Below are 18,374 nucleotides of genomic sequence, written 5' to 3'. Positions count from 1 at the left end.
GGGTTCCTCAACGACGAGTGATACCCAGCGCCGCGGTTGCGGTGCTGGCGAAGGTCTGGCCAAGGCGCGTGCCGGCCTCGGCTACGGCGCTGACCGCGCGCTCGATGGTCGGTCCACCGGCGATCGCGGCGATCTTGGCCGCGTAGCGCGGATCGGTGGCATAGCCGGCGCGCTGCAGGCCGCGGGCAAAGCCCTGCACGTCGGTGCCGGCCTGCAGGGCCTGCTGGTAACGCGGGCTGGTCTTCAGCAGGCGCACGTAGTCGGCGAAGCTCTCGGCCGGCGAACTGTAGGCGCGGAAGCTGGCAGTCTCGTTGCGGCGTACGCCGTCGACATATTCATGGGTGCCGGCCACGGCGCGCTGGCCGTTCCACCCGTTGGCCTTGATGCCGAACAGGTTGTGCGAAGTGCTGCCATCGGCGTGCTTGATGTGGCGCTTGCCCCAGCCGGTTTCCAGCGCCGCCTGTGCAACCAGGGCGCGGGCATCCACGCCCAGTTCCTTGGCTGCACTCTGCGCGTGCTGCCAGATACTGGCGACGAAGCCTTCCGGGGTGTGCTCGCCCAGTTGGGCAACGGCGGTGCGGGTGGCCAGCGCATCGGTTGGGCTGATCGCGGTGCCGCGATTGCTGGCGGTGGCCGACCACTGGTCGCTGCGGGCGGCCCAGTCTTCACCCTGCAGGCTGCCGATGTACGGATCTTCGGTGCCCAGCGAGCGGTGCATGCTGCTGCTCTCACGGCCGGCGATCAGGTCCAGGGCCTGCTCCATCGGCGCGACTGCCGCCTGTGCCCCCTGCTGCGCGCCGGCGGCCATCTGCTGCAGCAGACGCACGGCCTGGCTGCCATCTTCCAGTGGCAGCGACGGTGCCGGCCTGGCCGGCGCATTGAGCTGGTAGGCACGGCTGGCCTTGGCCGGGTCCAGGCGGGTATCCAGCGCCGGACCCTCGGCGGCCTGGCCGGACAGCTGCCGGCTGATCATGCCCGACAGGCCCAGCCCCTTGCCGCGGGTCATCGCCTCGGCAATCTTCTGGTCGTACATCTCGCGGAACATCTTGTTTTCGCCGGGGAACAGCGAGTCGCCGAAGCTGGCGTCACGCATGCTCTTGACCAGCATCTGCGCGAACTGGCCTTCCAGCTGGCGCGCGACCTTGTCGATCTTGGCCGGATCGTTCTGTTGCGCCGGGTGCAGATCGAATGCGGGATTGATACGCATATCAGATCACCTCGAGCTCGGCACTCAATGCGCCGGCCTGCTTCAGGGCTTCCAGGATCGCGATGAGATCGCCCGGTGCAGCGCCTACCGCGTTCACCGCGTGCACGATCTCGTCCAGGGTGGTGCCGCCACTGAACTTGAACATGCGGCTGCCGTCGTTGGTGGCGGTGATGGTCGACTGCGGGCTGGCTACGGTACGCCCGCCGGACAGCGCGTTGGGCTGGCTGACGTTGGTGTTTTCCTGGATGGTCACGGTCAGTGAACCGTGCGAGATCGCGGCCGGTCCCACGCGTACCTGCTGGCCGATGACCACGGTGCCGGTGCGCGAATTGACCACTACCTTGGCCGCGGCGCTGCCCGGGGTCAGTTCCAGGTTTTCGATGCGCGCCAGCAGGCCGATGCGTGCGCCCGGGTCGGTCGGCGCGGTCACGGCCACAGTCACGCCGTCGACCGCACGCGCTGCGCCTTCGCCGAATGCGTTGTTGAGCGCAGCGACCATGCGAGAGACGGTGGTGAAGTCGTTGTTGTGCAGGTTCAGGGTGATGTCGCCGCCGTTGGCCAGCGGGTCGGGCAGGGCACGTTCAACGGTGGCACCGTTGGGAATACGGCCGACGCTGGGCACGTTCACCGAGACGCGGGAACCATCCTTGCCCTGCGCACCGAAGCCACCGACGATCAGGTTGCCCTGGGCGATGGCGTAGATCTGGCCGTCGGCACCGCGCAGCGGTGCCATCAGCAACGAACCGCCACGCAGCGAGACCGCGTTGCCGATCGAGGACACGGTGATGTCGATCGGCTGGCCCGGCTTGGCGAACGGCGGCAGCTCGGCGTGGATCGCTACGGCCGCCACGTTCTTCAGCTGCGGGTTGACGTTCGGCGGCACGTTGACGCCAAGCTCGCCGAGCAGGTTCTTCAGGCTCTGCACAGTGAAGGGTGCCTGGCTGGTGCGGTCGCCGCTGCCATCCAGGCCGACCACCAGGCCATAACCCACCAGCGCATTGCCGCGCACGCCGCCGACCTGGGCCAGGTCCTTGATGCGCTCGGCGCTGGCCGGGGCTGCCACGACCAGCAGCATCAGCGTCACGAACGACGCCACGCGGCGCTGCCAGGAATAAGAGAGGAAGCGTTTCATGGCCATACTCAGAACGGCGTCAGGCCGGAGTTGAAGAAGCGGCTCAGCCAGCCCATCGCGTTGGACTGCGCGACCGGGCCGCGACCGCCGTAGACGATGCGGGCCTCGGCCACGCGGCTGGACGGAATGGTGTTGTCCTGGCTGATGTCGCCGGGGCGCACGATGCCCTGTACCTGCACCAGTTCATCGCCCTGGTTCAGCCGCAGGTTCTTCTGCCCCTGCACCACCAGGTTGCCGTTGGGCAGGCGCTGCACCACGGTGACCGTGACGCTGCCCTGCAGGCGGTTGCTCTGCGCGCTGTTGCCCTTGCCGGTGAAGTCACGCTTGCCTGCTGCCGATGCGCTGAGAATGTCCTTGCCGCCAAGGGTGACCGGCGCGCCGAGAATGGACGGTGTGCCCAGGCTCAGGTTCGATTCCTTGTTGGTGGCGGTATTCGCACTGGTCTGCGCGGTGGTGTTTTCCAGCAGGGTGATGGTCAGCAGGTCGCCAACATCGCGTGCGCGGCGGTCCGAATACAGCTGCAGGGTCGGGCCGGCGGCGTAGATGGCACCGGCGGTCGGCTGGGCCTGCGGCGGCATGATCGGCTGGATCGGCGCCATCGTCGGGTAGGGACGCACGTCGCCCGCGATCACGCAGCCACCGAGCAGGGCGGCCACGGCGCAGGCGAGGGCAGTGCGGGTGAAGTTGGAAATGGGCGACATGGCGGTTTCCCGGTTTGGCCGGTCAGAGCTTGTTGTTGAGGTAGCCGAGCATCGAATCGGTGGTGGAGATCGCCTTGGCGTTCATCTCGTAGGCGCGCTGGGTTTCGATCATCGACACCAGCTCTTCCACCACGTTGACGTTGCTGCCTTCGAGCGCGCCCTGCACCACAGTGCCGAGGCCGTTGAGCCCGGGGTTGCCGTTCTGTGCCGGACCAGAAGCGGTGGTCTCCAGGAACAGGTTCTCGCCGCGGGCCTGCAGGCCGGCCGGATTGACGAAGTCGGTCAGGGTCAGCGCACCCACTTCCACAGACGCCGCACCGTCGGCCATCTTCACGCTGATGGTGCCGTCGGTACCGATGGTCACCGACTGCGCGCCTTCGGGAATCTGGATGCCCGGCTGCACCGGGTAGCCGCTGTTGGTGACCAGCTCGCTGTCCTGGTTGATCTTGAACGAGCCATCACGGGTGTAGGCCGAGCTGCCATCGGGCATCTGAACCTCGAAGAAGCCGCGGCCGTTGACCATCACGTCCAGGGCTCGGCCGGTCTGCTGCTGTCCACCCTGTTCAAAATTCTTGGCGGTGGCAACCACGCGCACGCCGGTGCCGAGCTGCAGGCCGGTGGGCAGCTGCGTCTGCGCCGACGAGGAACCGCCGGGCTGGCGCACCTGCTGGTACAGCAGGTCTTCAAAACTGGCACGGTCCTGCTTGAAGCCGGTGGTGTTGGTGTTGGCGAGGTTGTTGGAAACCACCGACATGCGCATCTGCTGCGCATCCAGTCCGGTTTTCGCGATCCACAATGCCTGGTTCATCTTCGGTGTCCTGTCTGGTGAAGCCGGCCGCGTGGTGCGGCCCTTGAATGCGGGTGTGCAAGCGGTGTGCCAGCGCCGGCATCAGCCGGCGCCGGAATTCCGTCAGCTGCCCAGGCGCAGCATGCTGTTGGCGCTGCGCGCGTTCTCGTCGCCGTGCTTGATCACCTGCACCTGCATTTCGTACTGGCGCTGCAGCTGGATCATCTGCACCAGCGCGCCTGCGGCGTCCACGTTGCTGCCTTCCAGCTGGCCGCTGTGCACGGCCGTGCCCTGAGCAGGTGCGAACGGCTGGCGTGGGTCGGTGTTGCGGAACAGACCATCCAGGCCACGCTCCAGGCGCTCATCTGGGGCCTGCACCACTTTGATGCGACCGATCTGCGCCATGGTCTGCGGGCCTTCACCCTGCGGAATGATCGAGATAGTGCCGTCGGCACCGATCTCCATCGCCTGGTAGGGCGGAATGGCGATCGGGTTGTTGTTGTCATCCAGCACCGTGCGGCCGCTGGAGGTCACCAGCTGGCCGTTCGGCGTGACCGACAGCGCCGCGCCGCGCGTGTACGCCTCGCTGCCGTCACTGGACTGCACCGCCAGCCAGGTGCCGGTCTGCAGGGACAGATCCAGCGGCTTGCCGGTGATGTGCTGCGAGCCGGGCGTGCGGTTGAACCCGGCATCGACATGCAGCGCATCCACCCGCGAGGCAAAGCCCGGGCCACGGATCGGGAAGGCTTCGGTGTTGGCCAGCGCTTCCTTGAAGCCGGGAGTATCGGAGTTGGCGAGGTTGTGGCTGAGCGTACCCTGCGCCTGCAGGGAGGCGCGGGCACCGGTCATCGCCACGTAAAGGGCTTTATCCATGCGGGGAGTTCCGTGACAGGGTCAGCGCGTCATCAACGGATGTTGATGACGGTCTGGGTGATCTGGTCCTGGGTGGTGATCATCTGCGCGTTGGCCTGGAAGTTGCGCTGCGCGGTAATCATGTTGACCAGCTGCTCGGTGAGGTCGACGGTGGACGCTTCCAGCGAGCCGGCCTGGATCTTGCCGAGGTTGGAGGTGTCCGGCATGCCGGTGCGCGGCGTGCCCGAGCTGAAGGTGTCCACCCACAGATTGTTGCCCTTCGACTCCAGTCCCTGCGGATTGTTGAAGGTGGTCAGCGCGACCTGGCCCAGCGGCTTGTCGGCCCCGTTGGAGTAACGGGCGTAGACAACGCCGGTTTCCGACACGGTGATTTCGTTGAGCTTGCCGGCGGCGTAGCCGTCCTGCTGGGTGTTGCGCAGCGCGAACTTCTCGCCGTACTGGGTCGAGCCGTTGATGTCCAGCGTCATGTTCAGCACGCCGGCACCGGTGGTCGGGGTGAAGGTGCCGAGGCTGACCTTGCCGTCCGTCGGTGCAGTCAGCTTGCCGCTGTTATCGAAGGTGACCGGGGTCGGGTTGCCCGCCGGCTGGCCATCCACGTAGTTGCGCACGGTCCACTCGTTCGGGTTGGCACCCTTCACGAAGTACGAGACCTGGATGTGGCTGACGCCCAGCGAGTCGTACACGGTGATGCCGCCGCTGGAGTGGTTGTAGCTGTTCGAATCGGTCGGATCGAAGGTGGTGACCGTCGGCTGCTTGGCGTTGGCCGGCAGGGTGAAGCCGACCTTCACTTCGCTGGTCTGCTTTGGCGGGCTGTCGGTGGTCAGCAGCTGCAGGTCGACCATGCGCCCGGCATCGAAGTTGGTGCCATCGGCATTCGGCGCGAACACCTGCAGGCGCGCGCCCTGTGGGTTGACCACATAGCCGGATGCATCGGTCTGGAAGTTGCCGGCACGCGAGTACACGCGGCTGCCGTTCATGTTCATGGTGAAGAAGCCTTCACCGGAAATGGCCATATCCAGGCTGCGACCGGTCTGTTCGTTGTGGCCCTGCTTGAACTGCTGGGCGACATTGGAGACACGCACACCGGAACCCACCGCATTCTTCGACAGGCCGTAGCCGGTGGCCGAGAACAGATCGGCGAACTCGGCGCGCGATTCCTTGAAGCCGGTGGTGTTGACGTTGGCGACGTTGTTGGCAGTGACGCTCAGGTCGGAGTTGGCGGCATTGATGCCGGACAGCGAGACATTGAAGCCCATGGGATGCTCCTGGTAAGTGCGGGGTGTGCGGCTCAGCTGACGCGGAGCACGTAGTCGATCGGGGCCGTGCCCAGGCCCTTGAGGTTCAGGTACAGGCCGTCGGAACCGACGGTCACGCTTTCCACCGGTGCCTGCACGTAGGTGGAAAGCTTGGTGCTCTTGCCGGCGGTGTCGACATGGTTGGCGACGATGGAATACTTGCCGGGCTCCATGCGCTTGCCGTTCGCATCCTTGCCGTCCCACTGGAAGGCGGTTTCGCCGGCCGCCTTGGCTTCAACGCTGAGGGAGGTGACCTTGGCGCCGTTGGCATCGGTGATGTCGACAGTGATGATGCCGGCCGACGGTGCGGCCACCGTGCCTTCGACGCTGCCTTCCTTTTCCAGTATCAGCTTTTCCGATGGCACCAGCACCTGGTGGCCGACCAGCGCAGCACCACGCAGCACCTGGTCGCTGGCCATCGACTCCTGGAAGCCCTTCACCGTCTTGTTCAGATCGGTGATGCCCTGCACGGTGGACATCTGCGCCATCTGCGCGACCATCTGCGTGTTGTCCATCGGCTTCAGCGGATCCTGGTGCTGCAGCTGCTCGGTCATCAGGCGCAGGAAATCGGCCTGGTCCAGCGTGTTCTTCTTCTTGGTGGCGTTGCTGTTCGGAGCGTTCAGGCCCAGCGCGGAATAGACGTCCTGGCTGGTCTGGTTGTTGACGGAAGTGGTCATGGCGGTATCCGGTGCGGCGGGGCTCAGCGGCCCATGGTCAGGGTGGCCAGGGCCAGTTCCTTGGCGGTGGTCAGCATCTCCACACCGGCCTGGTAATTGCGCGAGGTCGAGATCAGGTTGACCATCTGCGCCACCGGATCGACGTCGGGCTGGTAGATGTAGCCATCGCCGTCGGCCAGCGGATGGCCCGGCTCGTAGCGCTTGATCGGTGCCGCATCGCTCTGGGTGATTTCCTTGACCTTCACCGAGGTGATGTTCGGATCGTTCTTGCTGGTTACAGCCTGGAAGATCGGCTCCAGCGGCTTGTACACGGCGTCGGCGGAACCAGCGACGGTGTCGGCGTTGGAAAGGTTGGAGGCGATGGTGCTCATGCGCACCGACTGCGCCTGCAGTGCGGAGCCGGCGATATCGAAGATCGGCAGGTTGCTCATGGCTTATTGCCCCGTGATCGCGGTCAGCATGGAACGCACCTTGCTCTCGACGAAGCTGAGCGAAGCGCGGTATTCGAGTGCGGCGCGGCCATAGGCGGCACGCTCGGCATCGGGATCGACGGTGTTGCCGTCCAGGCTGGGCTGCACGCCTTCGCGCGCGATCTGGAACGGGTTCAGGCCACTACTGATTTCGTAGTGCTGCTCGTTGGTAGTGGTCATCAGGCCGTTGGCATCCTGCCCCTGGGCGTGGCGCAGGGCGGCATCGAAGTCCAGGTCCTGGGCCTTGTAGCCGGGAGTGTCGGCATTGCCGAGGTTGCTGGCGATCAGCTTCATCCGCTGTTCGCGCAACGGCATGGCCTGGGCGTGGACGCCCAGGTAGTCGGTAATCAGGTTGCGCACGGTGCACTCCCACGGGAACGTTGCCCGGGAAGCTGCAAGGGGTGTGCCAAAGTGCGCGCGATCCTGTAGAGCCGAGCCATGCTCGGCTGCCTTTCGTTCAGGCGCCGCACAAGCCGAGCATGGACTCGGCTGTACAGGAGAGGGCCGTCAGGCCGCCATCGCGACCTTGCGCAGGCGGTCCAGCACGAAGTCGGCCAGCTCGTGCGGCGAGTACTTGGCTACGAAAGCGTTGGCGCCGACGCGCTCGACCATCGCATTGTTGAATACGCCCGACAGCGAGGTATGCAGCAGCACGTACAAGCCGGCCAGGCCCGGGTGCCGCCGGATTTCCGTCGTCAGCGTGTAGCCGTCCATGGCCGGCATCTCGATGTCCGAGATGACCATGGCGTAGCGCTCGGCCGGGTTCTCGCCCGAGGCGTGGATCTGCAGCAGGTGGTCCAACGCCTGCTTGCCATCGGAAAGCAGGGTGGCGCCCACTCCCAGCTGGTCCAGCACGCTGCGGATCTGCTGACGGGCGACGCGTGAATCGTCCACCACCAGCACCTGCAGCTGCGGGCCGTCGGCCGGCATTGCCATGGTCGGGTCCAGCACCGCCTCGCCGCGCACCTGGGCGATATCGGCCAGCACGCTTTCAACGTCGATCACCTGGATCAGCTCGCCCTGGAAGCGGGTGACTGCGGTCAGATAGCTCGATTCGGCGCCCAGTTCCGGCGGCGGGTGGATGTCTTCCACCGCGATGTTGACGATGCGCTCGACGCCGCTGACCAGGAAGCCCTGGATCGAACGGTTGAATTCGGTGACGACCAGATAGCCGGGCGAGGTGTCCGCATCGGGCTCACGCTCGGGGTGGCCGATGGCCAGACCCAGGTCCAGCACCGGCACCGAGCGGCCACGCACGTCGGCCACGCCGGAGAACTGGCTGGGCAGCCCGGGCACCTGGAACAGCTCCGGGCGCCGCAGGACTTCCTGCACCTTGAAGACATTGACGCCAAAAAGCTGACGTCCGCCGAGACGGAACAGCAGCAGCGCCAGGCGATTGTGGCCGGCCAGACGGGTCCGCTGGTCGATCCGGTTGAGCAGGTCATGGGACATGGCTGCTGTATCGGCGGGGTAGGCGCCGAACTTGAGGGCGCTCAGCCGCCCGCGCGCTCCACACCGCCTTTATGGCGCCACGCCATGCGGACCCTGCCTCTGTAGAGTCGAGCTTGCTCGACTGGCCATGAAAGCAGTCGAGCAAGCTCGACTCTACACAAGCCCCTCTGGCACACCTCTTGCACGCACCTGGGCCAGATCCCTTCGACAGGAGGCGCCATGCGCCGGGTCACATCCATATTCGCCATCGCGTTGTCGCTGGCCTCGCCATGGGCGACCGCCTCCGACTGGCAGCCGGTGGCCAGCATCCGTACTGCGGCGCTGTCGACGCTGCCGGCCGGCAGCGAGGGCGAGGCCCAGGTGGCCGATGCGCTGCGCCTGCCGAAGTGTGGGGGCGCACTGCAGGTGCAGCCCACTGCCAACACCACGGTTGAGGTCAGCTGCCCCGATGCCGGTGGCTGGCGCCTGTTCGTGCCCGTAAAGGTGCGGCGCAACCAGACCGTGCTGGTGCTCAACCGTGGAATCGGCACTGGAGAAACCCTCACCGCCGCCGATATCACCACTGCCCAACGTGATGCCGCCCGGATTGCCGGTGCGGTGCTGGCCGACCCCAATGCAGCGATCGGCCGCATCGCCCGCCGTCCGTTGCAGGCCGGAGCCCTGCTGTCGAACAACGATCTGGTGGTGCAGCGTCTCATCAAGCGAGGAGACAATGTGGCCCTGGTCTCGCGTCGCGGCTCGGTCGAGGTCCGTATTGCCGGCCGCGCGATGGGTGATGCCGGTGAGAACGAGCGGGTCTCGGTGGAGAATCTGTCCTCGCGGCGGATCGTGCAGGGCACGGTCGATGCCGCAGGTGACGTAATCGTGGCGCGTTGAATTACCGCAAAATATCCCTAAAGATCACGGCCCTGCGGCCGTTATCCCTTGTGAACGGCAACTCCAGGATACCCCATGAGCCAGAAAATCGACGGCAACCTGCAGGTCCCCCAGGCACTGCGCAGCGTGACGACCCCGGCCAACAAGCCCGGCGTCAGCACCGATGCGCCGACCCGCCCGGTCGAGGCGGCTGACAGCCTGCGCCTGACCGGCGAGGCCACCAATCTGCAGGCCATCGAGCGTGAGCTGACCACCGCCCCGGCGATCGACGCCCAGCGCGTGGCCGCCGTGCGCGAATCGCTGCAGAACGGCACCTACAAGATCAATCCGGACGCGATCGCATCGCGCATGCTCGAGCTGGACCAGCAGCTTCACGGATGACCGCGGCGATGAGCGAGCCGCTGCAGCGCCTTGCCCAGGCCCTGGACGTTGAACGCCAGGCCCTGGTCGAGCACGACGTGCACGCCCTGATCCGGGCCACCGGGGCCAAGCTGGAAGCGCTGCGTGCGCTGGAAGGCGCGCTGCCGGTGGGCGAGGGCGAACAGCTGCAGGAACTGGCCGAGCGCAACCGCGCCAACGGCGTGCTGCTGTCGCGCCGCCGCCGCGAGGTCAACTGGGCGCTGCGCCAGCTCGGCCGCACTGAAGATGCCTCGGCCTACGATGCCAAGGGCCAGGCGCACACTGTCACTGCGCGCCGTCCACTCGCCGTCGCCTGACGCGACGGCGGTCGCACAACCCCATCACACGGGCTGAAGCCCGCTGCGTGACCGCGTATATTGGGCGCCTGTTCGAATGCCCCGAGTCGCCGTGTCCGCTGCCAACGCCCTGGTTACCGCCCCCCTTCCGCCGCAGCCGGTGCTGCAGGCGCTGCTTGAGCGCCTGCGCGAAGGCCTGCTGCTGTTCACCGAAGACGGGCAGGTGGCCCTGGCCAATCCGGCCGCGCAGAACCTGCTGGCCAGTGGTGAGGGCGGTGGTCTGCCTCCGCCGCAGCGTCTTCGCGAGCTGTTGCCGCCCGATGCGTTGGAACAGGCGCGCCAGCACGGCCACTGGAATGGCAGCCTGCCGCTGGGCGAGGGCGTGGTCATCGCGCACCTCTACCACCACGGCCCGGTCGGCCAGGGGCACTTCCTGGCCCTGTTCCGCCACATCGAAGGGCAGGAAGACTACGAACGCGAACTGCAGCAGCGCCATGCCGAGCTGCGCCAGGCGTACCTGCGCCTGAACGGTACCCAGGAAAAGCTGCTGCAGTCGGAGAAGATGGCCTCGATCGGACAGCTTGCTGCCGGCGTCGCGCACGAGATCAACAATCCGATCGGCTACGTGCACTCCAACCTGGGCAGCCTGCAGGAGTACCTGCGCAGCCTGTTCACCGTCATCGAGGCTTACGAACGTGCGCTGCGGGCGCCGGATCCGAAGGCGCTGATCCCGGAAATCGACGACATTCGTGATCGCCTGGACATCGATTTCATCAGCCGCGACCTGCCGCAGCTGATGGCCGAGTCGCGCGAAGGCATCGAGCGTGTCACCCGCATCGTGCGCGACCTGAAGGACTTCTCGTATTCCGGCCGCGACGAGTCATGGAAGCTGGTGGACCTGCATTCCGGCCTGGAATCGACCATCAACATCATCTGGAATGAACTCAAGTACAAAGTGCACCTGGTGCGCGAGTTCGGCCAGTTGCCGTTGGTGGAATGCCTGCCGTCGGAGTTGAACCAGGTCTACATGAACCTGCTGCTCAACGCGGGTCATGCCATTGCCGAGCGCGGCACCATCACGGTGCGCACCGGCGTTGATGGCGATCACGTGTGGGTCGAGTTCGAAGACACCGGCGGCGGCATCTCGCCGGAACTGCGCCAGCGCATCTTCGATCCGTTCTTCACCACCAAGCCGGTGGGTAGTGGCACCGGCCTGGGCCTGTCGATCTCCTACAGCATCATCAACAAGCACCATGGCCGCATCGACCTGGACAGCACCCCGGGCGTAGGCTCGCGCTTCCGCGTGGTGCTGCCGGTGAAGCAGCCGCGCTGACTGCTTCTGGTAGTGCCGGCCGCTGGCCGGCAACCTCGTTGAACCTGACATCCAGAGCAGCCGGCCAGCGGCCGGCGCTACCAGAGGGGACCGTTACCGCAACGGGCGATCCTCACCGCCGTCTCCGCTCTCCACCGGTGCGGGACCGGCGTTGCTGCGGCGCTGTTCCTCGTAGGTGCGGAACGCCTGGTGGATGTGCTTGCGCAGTTCGTCATCGTTCCACGGCTTGGTCAGGAAGCGGTAGATCGCGCCGCGGTTGATCGCATCGGTCACCGTGTTCAGATCGGTGTAGCCGGACAGCACCAGGCGGATCGTATCCGGGTACAGCATCTTCACCCGGCCCAGGAACTCGGTGCCGCTCATGTCGCTCATGCGCTGGTCGGACAGGATCACCTGCACGTCGTTGATGGCCAGCAGGTCGAACGCATCGCGCACGTTGCCGGCCGCCAGGATGCGGTAGCCGTCACGGCGGAACAGGCGCACCAGCGAACGCAGCACGTTCTCTTCGTCGTCCAGCAACAGCAGCGTGCGATCCGGGCGGGTCTCGGCGAAGGCCTCCGGGCGCAGGTAGCGGCGGCGCAGGGTCATGCCGGCGGCATCGGCGGACATCGGTTCGCCGAACAGGTAGCCCTGGAATACATCACAATCGTTGCGACGCAGGAAGCCCAACTGCGCCTGCGACTCCACGCCGTTGGCGATCACCGTCATGCCCAGCTGGTGGCCCATGGCGATGATCGCGCGGGCGATGGCCGCCTCACGGTTGCCGGCCGGTGCGCTCTTGATGAAGCTGCGATCGATCTTCAGCTTGTCCACCGGATAGCGCACCAGCGCACTCAGGCTTGAGTCGCCGGTACCGAAATTGTCCAGGCTCAGGCTGATGCCTTCGTTGCGCAGGTTGGCCAGCGTCTCGTGCACGAAGTTGACGTTGTTGGTCAGCGCGCTTTCGTTGATCTCCAGCGTCAGCATCTGCGCCGGCACGCCGGCCGACTGGATCAGGCCCATGACCTCGGCGAAGAAGTTCGGCCGCAGCAACTGCAGGGTGGAGACATTCACGGCGATGGTGAAGTCGTCGAAGCCTTGGTCGCGCCACAGGCGGGCCTGCTTCAGTGCGCCTTCCAGCACCCAGGTGCCAATCTGCACGATGATGCCCAGCCGCTCGGCGGTGCGCATGAAGCGCTCCGGTACCAGCATGCCCAGCGTCGGCGACTGCCAGCGCAACAGCGCTTCCATGCCGACCACGTGGCCATCACGAGCGCTGACCAGCGGCTGGTAGCGCAGTTTCAATTCGCCATTGGGAATGGCGTCGACGATCTGCCGCGCGATGATGCTCTCGCTGTGCGCGCTTGGCGGAGTATCCACCGCGTGGATGCGCACCGCGTTGCCGCCTTCGCGCGCGGCCTGGTACAGCGCGTCTTCGGCGTGGTCGAGCAGGCGTGACGTGCCGCTGGCATGCTCCGGGCACAGGCTCACGCCCAGTTTGCCGGTCATGAACAACGTATACGGCAGCACCGACAGCGGCAGTTCCATCTGCTGGCGGATCTCTTCGGCGAAGTCTTCCGGCAGCGGCACGTCGGCAGTGCGGGGCACCGCGATCAGGAATTCGTCACTACCATGGCGCCACAGCTTGCCGCGCCCGCGCAGATAGGACTGCAGCCGTTGAGCCACCAGGACCAGCGCCTGGTCTCCCACCTCGGCACTCATGTTCTCGTTGACCGAGGCGAAGTGGTCGATGTCCACATGCATCAGCATCAGTGCGGTGCCGCCCGAGGCCGCTTCGGCGACCATCGCCTGCAGCTCGGGGTTGCCGGCGCCGAGGCGGTCGGGCGCATCATCGATGCTGACCGGGGGCAGGTTGGGATTCCACATAGGCTCAGTATTCCGGTGACTCGACGGCAGCCATGCTGGCCGCCTGGTAAGGGAGATGAACGTCGATCAGGGTGCCTTCGCCGTGCGCGGATTCGATCCGCACGTGGCCGCCGACGCTCTGCGCACGTTCGCGCATCACGATCAGGCCCAGGCCTCGTGGACCGTCCGGGTCGAAGCCCTCGCCATCATCACGGATCTGCAGGTGCAGTCCGCGCTGGCCGACATCGCGCAGCTGCAGCAGGACCTGGCTGGCGCGGGCGTGGCGCAGGGCATTGGTCAGGCTCTCCTGCGCGATACGGAAGCAGGCCTGCTCGATGCTGTTGTCAGGACGGTGTGGCAGGGGCTCGATCTCGGCCAGCAGTTCCACCGGCGAGGAACGGAACAGCACCCGTGCCTGCCAGCTCAGGGCTGCTTCCAGGCCCAGCGCGTCCAGCTGCGGCGGGCGCAGCAGGGTGGAGATGTCGCGCAGTTTGGCCACGGTGGTGTCGGCCAGGCTGACGATCTGTGCCAGATCCTCGGCGCGGCGCTGCGGATCATGCTCGTCCTGCGCAGCATGGGCGGACAGCTTGATCGCCGTGATGGCCTGGCCGATGTCGTCGTGCAGGTCGCGCGATATCGCGCGGCGTTCGTCCTCCTGCAGCGAGAACAGGCGGCCGGCCATCGCCTGCAGTTCACGGTTGCTGGTTTCCAGTGCGCTGCGGGTGCGCTCGGCATCGCTCAGGTCGCGCACGATCAGCAGCTTGCAGTCGCGTCCGCCATAACGCACTTCACCCACTGCCAGGCCGGCATGGAAGCTGCGGCCGTCAGCGCGCTGCATTGCCACCACGCTGCTGTGACCGGGCCCCAAGTGGGGCTGGCCTGCCCGCAGCTGGCTGCGCACGCGGGCCAGATCGGCGCTGTCCACCAGTGCCGACAGGGGCTCGCCGAGCAGGGTGTGGCTGCCATAGCCGAACAGGCTGGCGGCCCAGGCGTTGGCGTACAGCACGTGTTCGTCGGAGAGGATCACCACGCCGTCGGGCAGTACCCGAACCAGTTCGCGGAACTGTTCCTCGCGTTCGCGCAGCAGGCGCCGCGACTGCTCGCGCTCTGTCACGTCCTGCAGCGTGCCCAGCACGCGCTTGCGGCCGGCCTCGTCGATGCCGCTGGCAGCACGCAGATGCACCATCAATGCGCGTCCATCCATCGACAGCAGTGGCAGCAGCACGTCCACCTGGACCGGCTCGCCGGAGCAGAGCTCGGCCAACACCTGTTCGGTCTGGGTCGCGGTGGCAGGGTCGGCCGGCACCAGCAGTTCGTCGAAGCGATGCCAGCGCCGGGCCTCGGGCGGGCGGCGGCCGAGCAGGCGGTAGACCTGGTTCGAGTAGCGGCCGAGCCCGGTGGAGGGGTCCAGCTCCCAGGCGCCGATGCGGGCCAGCTCGTGGGCTTCCTCCACCCGGGCCAGCGCCTGGTCGCGGCGCAGCTGGGCCAGATCCTCGGCGGTGCGGTCGATGGCAATCAACAAGCGGGCGTTGTGGCCGTCATAGCTGATGGCATTGGAGCGCAGTTCCATCTGCCGCAGCGAGCCATCACGCAGCTGCAGCGGGGTACGCAGGATGCACAGTTCTTCCGGCGCCTCGCGGATCGCCTCCAGCTTGGTCTGCAGCGCATGGTCCTGGCCTGGCGGCCACAGCGCGTCGATGGTCTGTTCCAGCAGTTCGTCACGGTCCCAGCCGAAGGCGGTACAGGCCGCCGGGTTCGCGTCGAGGATCGCGAGCGTGTCCAGGTCGTAGACCAGGATCGGGCCGGGATTGCCCTCGAACATCTGCCGCAGGCGCAGTTCTGAGGTTTGCTGACGAGCATGGGTATGCAGCACATGCTCGGCCAGGGGACGCAGCAGCAGGTAGAGCAGGCCGGCGCTGGCCACAGCGAAGAACGAACCCTTCAGGCTCTGCCACAACGCGGCCTGCTGCGGGTCGGGCACCAGCGCCCGTATGGCGCCGTCGGTTGCGATCATCCAGGCCAGTGCCATCGCCAGGTAGCTCAGCACCACCCGGCGCCGGTCGCGGCTCAGCGCCTGCGCCATCCGCGGGTCGGGAACTGGGGCGTTGCCGGTCGGTTCTGCGGGCATGGACAGGGCGGAAGAAAGGGGCGCCGGCCATCTTACCGCGCGGGTGTGCCCTGACCACTCAATTATCCGCCGCAGGCGCCGTTAACCACTGCGTGCCCCGCTGACGGGCGTGTCATCCGGAGCAAGATCGCGTGGACCAAGGGATCATCGCCAGCCTGCTGCAGCACCCGCTTGCGTCTGCGCTGGTCATCGTCGACCGCACGGGCCGCCCGCTGGCGGCCAATCCGGCTGCGCGCGAGCATGGCCTGCCGGCTACCGTGGCCGCGTACGCGCCGATGCTGGAAGATCTACGCCTGATGGCCGCCGACGGCGGCATCGTGGCCTGCACGCTGCCGGGCGGCCCGCACGGGCACTACGATGGTCACCTGCGTGCCGTGCACGATGGCGCGGGCAATCTGCTGGCCTTTACGCTGAGCATTCCCGAACCGGTGCCGCTCGGCGGCGGCGGGCGCTGGGAGCTGGCGCTGGACAGTGCCGGCCACAGCCTCTGGGACTGGGACATTCCCAGCGACCGTGTGCTGCGTACCCCGGCACTGGGTGATGAAACCGCCACCGGGATTCTGGCCCGCGTGCACAGCGAGGACATCGCCCAGGCGCGGCTTGCACTGGACGAGCATCTGCGTGGCCTGAGCGAGCAGTACAGCGCACAGTTCCGTTTCCGCCAGGCCGATGGCCAATGGCGTTGGGTACTGGACCGCGGTCGCGTCGTCGCCCGCACCGCCGATGGCCAGCCGCTGCGCATGGTCGGCACGCATACCGATATCGAACAGCAGAAGCAGCTGGAAGGGCTGCTTCAGGAACAGCAGCTGCACCTGAGCGAGGCCCAGCGCATCGCCAGCATGGGCAGCTGGTCGTTCGACCCCAACAGCGGTCAATTCTGGTGGTCGCCGGAGCTGCGCTCGATGCTGGCGCTGGAGCAGGGCAGTGCACCCGGCCAGCGACGCTGGTTGAAGCAGCTGCACCCGCGATCGCGGGGAGCGTTGCGCGCAGCATGGCGGCGCCTGTGGCGCGATGGCCGGGCCGCCAACATCGAACTGGAACTGACCCGGGGCAATGAACCGTCGCAGCATCTGCGCCTGTGGATGCAGCCGCTGCTGGACATGGATGGCCAGCCCAAGCGCCTGCTCGGCCAGGTGCAGAACATCACCGAGCAGCACCAGACCGATGCACTGATCCGCTGGCGCACCGAACTGCTGAACCGGGTTTCCGCGCTGGGCCGCATCGGCGGCTGCGAAATCGAAGTGCTGACCCGCAGCATGCAGTGGACCGAGGAGTGCTACCGCATCCACGGCCTGCGCAAGGAACCGATCACCCTCGACCAGGCGCTGGCGTTGTACACCGAGGACTCACGCAACGCCTTCGAAGCGGCGCTCGCCCGTATCGCCAATGGCGGCCTGCCGGAGCAGCTGGACCTGTGCTTCTACCGCCAGTCCGGCCTGCGCGTCTGGGTGCAGGTGCTGATCGAGCTGGACCGCCGTGACGGCCTGCCGCCGCGCTTCGTTGTCCTGTTCCGTGACATTACCCGCGAGCGCGAGGCCAATGAGCGCATCGAGCTGCTGGCGCACTACGATCTGCTCACCGGCCTGCCCAATCGCGTGCTGCTCGGCGAGCAGACCGCCGAGGCCATCGAGGAAGCGCGCGACCGTGGCACATCGCTGGCGATGCTGTTCATCGACCTGGATGGCTTCAAGACCATCAACGACAGCTTCGGTCATGCCACCGGTGATGCGCTGCTGAAGGCCGCGGCCACGCGCCTGCACCAGAACCTGCGCAACAACGACCTGTTTGGTCGCTTCAGTGGCGACGAATTCATCGTGGTGTTGCGCGACCTGGCCGAGCCGGAAGACGCCGGCCACGTCGCGCGCAAGTTGATTGCTTCGCTGGCCGAGCCGCTGCGCCGTGGCGAAACCACGTTGAAGGTCGGCGCCAGCGTCGGCATCGCCATGCTCGGTGAGGCTCAGACTGATTTTGATTCGCTGCTGCGCGCGGCCGATGCCGCGATGTATGCGGCCAAGGAAGCGGGGCGCAACACCTACCAGTACTACAGCCAGGACGCGTTGGCCCGCATCCAGCGCCGGCTCGAGCTCGAACATGCGCTGCACGGCGCCATCGAGCGCGACGAGTTCAGCCTGGCCTACCAGCCGCTGCTGGACGCCCATCACGGCGAGCCGCCGGCGATCGAGGCACTGCTGCGCTGGCACCGCCCCGGCATTGGCTACTGCAGCCCGGCCGAGTTCATTCCGATTGCCGAAAAGTGCGGTGAGATCGTTCGGATCGGTGACTGGGTGTTGAACGAAGCCTGCCGTCAGGCGATGGCCTGGGACCGGGCTGGGCTGCGTTTCGACCGCATCGCGGTCAATGTATCCGCGGTGCAGTTGCGTGACCGCGGCTTTGCCGAACGTGTGATCGAGATCTGCCATGCCCACGGCTGGCCGCCGCAACGGCTGGAGTTGGAGCTGACTGAGTCCGCGCTGATCCGTGACACCGACATCCTGCGCCATTGCTTCGATGTGCTGGAACGGCACGGCGTGCCGCTGGCGGTGGATGACTTCGGTACCGGCTTCTCCAACCTCAATTATCTCAACCGCTTCCCGGTCGGTCGCCTGAAGATCGACCGCAGTTTCGTGCAGGGCATGCTGCACGATTCGGGCACGGCCGAAGTAACCCAGGCCATCGTGCACCTGGGCCACGCGCTGGGCATGAAGGTGGTGGCCGAGGGCGTGGAAACGCACCAGGAAGAAGACATGCTGCGCCGCCAGGGCTGCGACGAGATCCAGGGCTACCTGTACTCGCGTCCGCTCAGCCCGCGTGACCTGGCGCAGTGGCTGCGCCAGCAGCACCCGGCCCCGATGCGCACCGACGCCAGCGGCGAAGCAGTGCTGGTGCGCTGATCAGCTGCACTG

General features: G+C 66.6%; 17 protein-coding genes. 5 read left to right on the top strand and 12 right to left on the bottom strand.

Going from position 1 to position 18,374, the window contains the following annotated elements:
* Positions 1-7 precede the first annotated feature (7 nt).
* The 10 genes from flgJ to R1H25_RS04730 all read right to left on the bottom strand — a co-directional run bounded on the left by flgJ (position 8) and on the right by R1H25_RS04730 (position 8,594).
* On the bottom strand, positions 8-1,207 hold the full coding sequence (gene flgJ / locus R1H25_RS04775; RefSeq protein WP_317222894.1) for a flagellar assembly peptidoglycan hydrolase FlgJ: 1,200 nt from the start codon (positions 1,205-1,207) through the stop codon (positions 8-10).
* A 1-nt stretch (position 1,208) separates the two neighbouring features.
* A complete protein-coding gene (locus R1H25_RS04770) occupies positions 1,209-2,339 on the bottom strand; it encodes a flagellar basal body P-ring protein FlgI (protein ID WP_373695548.1) in 1,131 nt (376 codons plus the stop codon).
* 8 nt (positions 2,340-2,347) lie between these two features.
* Positions 2,348-3,040: a flagellar basal body L-ring protein FlgH gene (gene flgH, locus R1H25_RS04765; RefSeq protein ID WP_049446342.1), complete on the bottom strand. Its 693-nt coding sequence runs from the start codon at positions 3,038-3,040 to the stop codon at positions 2,348-2,350.
* Between the two features lie 22 nt (positions 3,041-3,062).
* On the bottom strand, positions 3,063-3,848 hold the full coding sequence (flgG, locus tag R1H25_RS04760; RefSeq protein WP_005409571.1) for a flagellar basal-body rod protein FlgG: 786 nt from the start codon (positions 3,846-3,848) through the stop codon (positions 3,063-3,065).
* 102 nt (positions 3,849-3,950) lie between these two features.
* On the bottom strand, positions 3,951-4,700 hold the full coding sequence (locus R1H25_RS04755; protein WP_049446343.1) for a flagellar basal body rod protein FlgF: 750 nt from the start codon (positions 4,698-4,700) through the stop codon (positions 3,951-3,953).
* Positions 4,701-4,732: 32 nt separating this feature from the next.
* Positions 4,733-5,956 carry a flagellar hook protein FlgE gene (gene flgE, locus R1H25_RS04750; protein WP_094001372.1) on the bottom strand — a complete coding sequence of 408 codons (1,224 nt, stop codon included), beginning with the start codon at positions 5,954-5,956 and terminating at the stop codon, positions 4,733-4,735.
* 32 nt (positions 5,957-5,988) lie between these two features.
* Positions 5,989-6,672 (bottom strand): flagellar hook capping FlgD N-terminal domain-containing protein, encoded by a 684-nt coding sequence (locus R1H25_RS04745; protein WP_317222892.1) that lies wholly within the window; start codon positions 6,670-6,672, stop codon positions 5,989-5,991.
* Positions 6,673-6,695: 23 nt separating this feature from the next.
* Positions 6,696-7,103 carry a flagellar basal body rod protein FlgC gene (gene flgC / locus R1H25_RS04740; RefSeq protein WP_005409575.1) on the bottom strand — a complete coding sequence of 136 codons (408 nt, stop codon included), beginning with the start codon at positions 7,101-7,103 and terminating at the stop codon, positions 6,696-6,698.
* 3 nt (positions 7,104-7,106) lie between these two features.
* Entirely contained in the window at positions 7,107-7,502 is a 396-nt protein-coding gene (gene flgB, locus R1H25_RS04735) for a flagellar basal body rod protein FlgB (RefSeq protein ID WP_006366156.1), read from the bottom strand.
* 147 nt (positions 7,503-7,649) lie between these two features.
* Positions 7,650-8,594, bottom strand: coding sequence for a chemotaxis protein (locus R1H25_RS04730; protein WP_010485887.1), 945 nt, complete (start codon positions 8,592-8,594; stop codon positions 7,650-7,652).
* Between the two features lie 219 nt (positions 8,595-8,813).
* On the opposite strand from R1H25_RS04730, the gene flgA reads away from it, so the two are divergent.
* From flgA to R1H25_RS04710, 4 genes are all read left to right on the top strand, one after another.
* On the top strand, positions 8,814-9,470 hold the full coding sequence (flgA, locus tag R1H25_RS04725; protein WP_049446349.1) for a flagellar basal body P-ring formation chaperone FlgA: 657 nt from the start codon (positions 8,814-8,816) through the stop codon (positions 9,468-9,470).
* 75 nt (positions 9,471-9,545) lie between these two features.
* Positions 9,546-9,851, top strand: a complete 306-nt coding sequence (flgM, locus tag R1H25_RS04720) for a flagellar biosynthesis anti-sigma factor FlgM (RefSeq protein WP_049446352.1) — start codon at positions 9,546-9,548, stop codon at positions 9,849-9,851.
* Entirely contained in the window at positions 9,848-10,186 is a 339-nt protein-coding gene (locus tag R1H25_RS04715) for a flagellar protein FlgN (protein ID WP_317222891.1), read from the top strand. The genes flgM and R1H25_RS04715 overlap by 4 nt, the downstream gene beginning before the upstream one ends.
* A 91-nt stretch (positions 10,187-10,277) precedes the next feature.
* The gene (locus R1H25_RS04710; RefSeq protein WP_049446354.1) at positions 10,278-11,498 is read left to right on the top strand and encodes an ATP-binding protein; all 1,221 of its coding nucleotides are present in this window, start codon (positions 10,278-10,280) and stop codon (positions 11,496-11,498) included.
* A gap of 93 nt (positions 11,499-11,591) precedes the next feature.
* Here R1H25_RS04710 and R1H25_RS04705 read toward each other — a convergent pair whose 3' ends face one another.
* Positions 11,592-13,364, bottom strand: a complete 1,773-nt coding sequence (locus R1H25_RS04705) for an EAL domain-containing protein (protein WP_317222890.1) — start codon at positions 13,362-13,364, stop codon at positions 11,592-11,594.
* Between the two features lie 4 nt (positions 13,365-13,368).
* On the bottom strand, positions 13,369-15,471 hold the full coding sequence (locus tag R1H25_RS04700; protein WP_317222889.1) for a PAS domain-containing sensor histidine kinase: 2,103 nt from the start codon (positions 15,469-15,471) through the stop codon (positions 13,369-13,371).
* 131 nt (positions 15,472-15,602) lie between these two features.
* Here R1H25_RS04700 and R1H25_RS04695 point away from each other — a divergent pair, with 131 nt between their 5' ends.
* The gene (locus R1H25_RS04695) at positions 15,603-18,362 is read left to right on the top strand and encodes an EAL domain-containing protein (protein WP_317222888.1); all 2,760 of its coding nucleotides are present in this window, start codon (positions 15,603-15,605) and stop codon (positions 18,360-18,362) included.
* Positions 18,363-18,374: the final 12 nt, after the last annotated feature.

Source organism: Stenotrophomonas veracruzanensis, assembly GCF_032911525.1.
GTDB classification, from domain to species: domain Bacteria; phylum Pseudomonadota; class Gammaproteobacteria; order Xanthomonadales; family Xanthomonadaceae; genus Stenotrophomonas; species Stenotrophomonas africana.
The sequence above is the reverse complement of the archived record's forward strand: the minus strand, read 5'-3'. Positions and strand labels throughout refer to the sequence as shown.

Coding starts and splice junctions, on each gene's coding strand:
- flgG (WP_005409571.1), bottom strand. CDS start 3,848: ATGAACCAGGCATTGTGGATCGCGAAAACCGGACTGGATGCGCAGCAG.
- R1H25_RS04705 (WP_317222890.1), bottom strand. CDS start 13,364: ATGTGGAATCCCAACCTGCCCCCGGTCAGCATCGATGATGCGCCCGAC.
- flgC (WP_005409575.1), bottom strand. CDS start 7,103: ATGAGCAACCTGCCGATCTTCGATATCGCCGGCTCCGCACTGCAGGCG.
- R1H25_RS04745 (WP_317222892.1), bottom strand. CDS start 6,672: ATGACCACTTCCGTCAACAACCAGACCAGCCAGGACGTCTATTCCGCG.
- R1H25_RS04770 (WP_373695548.1), bottom strand. CDS start 2,339: ATGAAACGCTTCCTCTCTTATTCCTGGCAGCGCCGCGTGGCGTCGTTC.
- R1H25_RS04715 (WP_317222891.1), top strand. CDS start 9,848: ATGACCGCGGCGATGAGCGAGCCGCTGCAGCGCCTTGCCCAGGCCCTG.
- R1H25_RS04755 (WP_049446343.1), bottom strand. CDS start 4,700: ATGGATAAAGCCCTTTACGTGGCGATGACCGGTGCCCGCGCCTCCCTG.
- R1H25_RS04730 (WP_010485887.1), bottom strand. CDS start 8,594: ATGTCCCATGACCTGCTCAACCGGATCGACCAGCGGACCCGTCTGGCC.
- R1H25_RS04700 (WP_317222889.1), bottom strand. CDS start 15,471: ATGCCCGCAGAACCGACCGGCAACGCCCCAGTTCCCGACCCGCGGATG.
- flgJ (WP_317222894.1), bottom strand. CDS start 1,207: ATGCGTATCAATCCCGCATTCGATCTGCACCCGGCGCAACAGAACGAT.
- flgM (WP_049446352.1), top strand. CDS start 9,546: ATGAGCCAGAAAATCGACGGCAACCTGCAGGTCCCCCAGGCACTGCGC.
- flgE (WP_094001372.1), bottom strand. CDS start 5,956: ATGGGCTTCAATGTCTCGCTGTCCGGCATCAATGCCGCCAACTCCGAC.
- flgA (WP_049446349.1), top strand. CDS start 8,814: ATGCGCCGGGTCACATCCATATTCGCCATCGCGTTGTCGCTGGCCTCG.
- flgH (WP_049446342.1), bottom strand. CDS start 3,040: ATGTCGCCCATTTCCAACTTCACCCGCACTGCCCTCGCCTGCGCCGTG.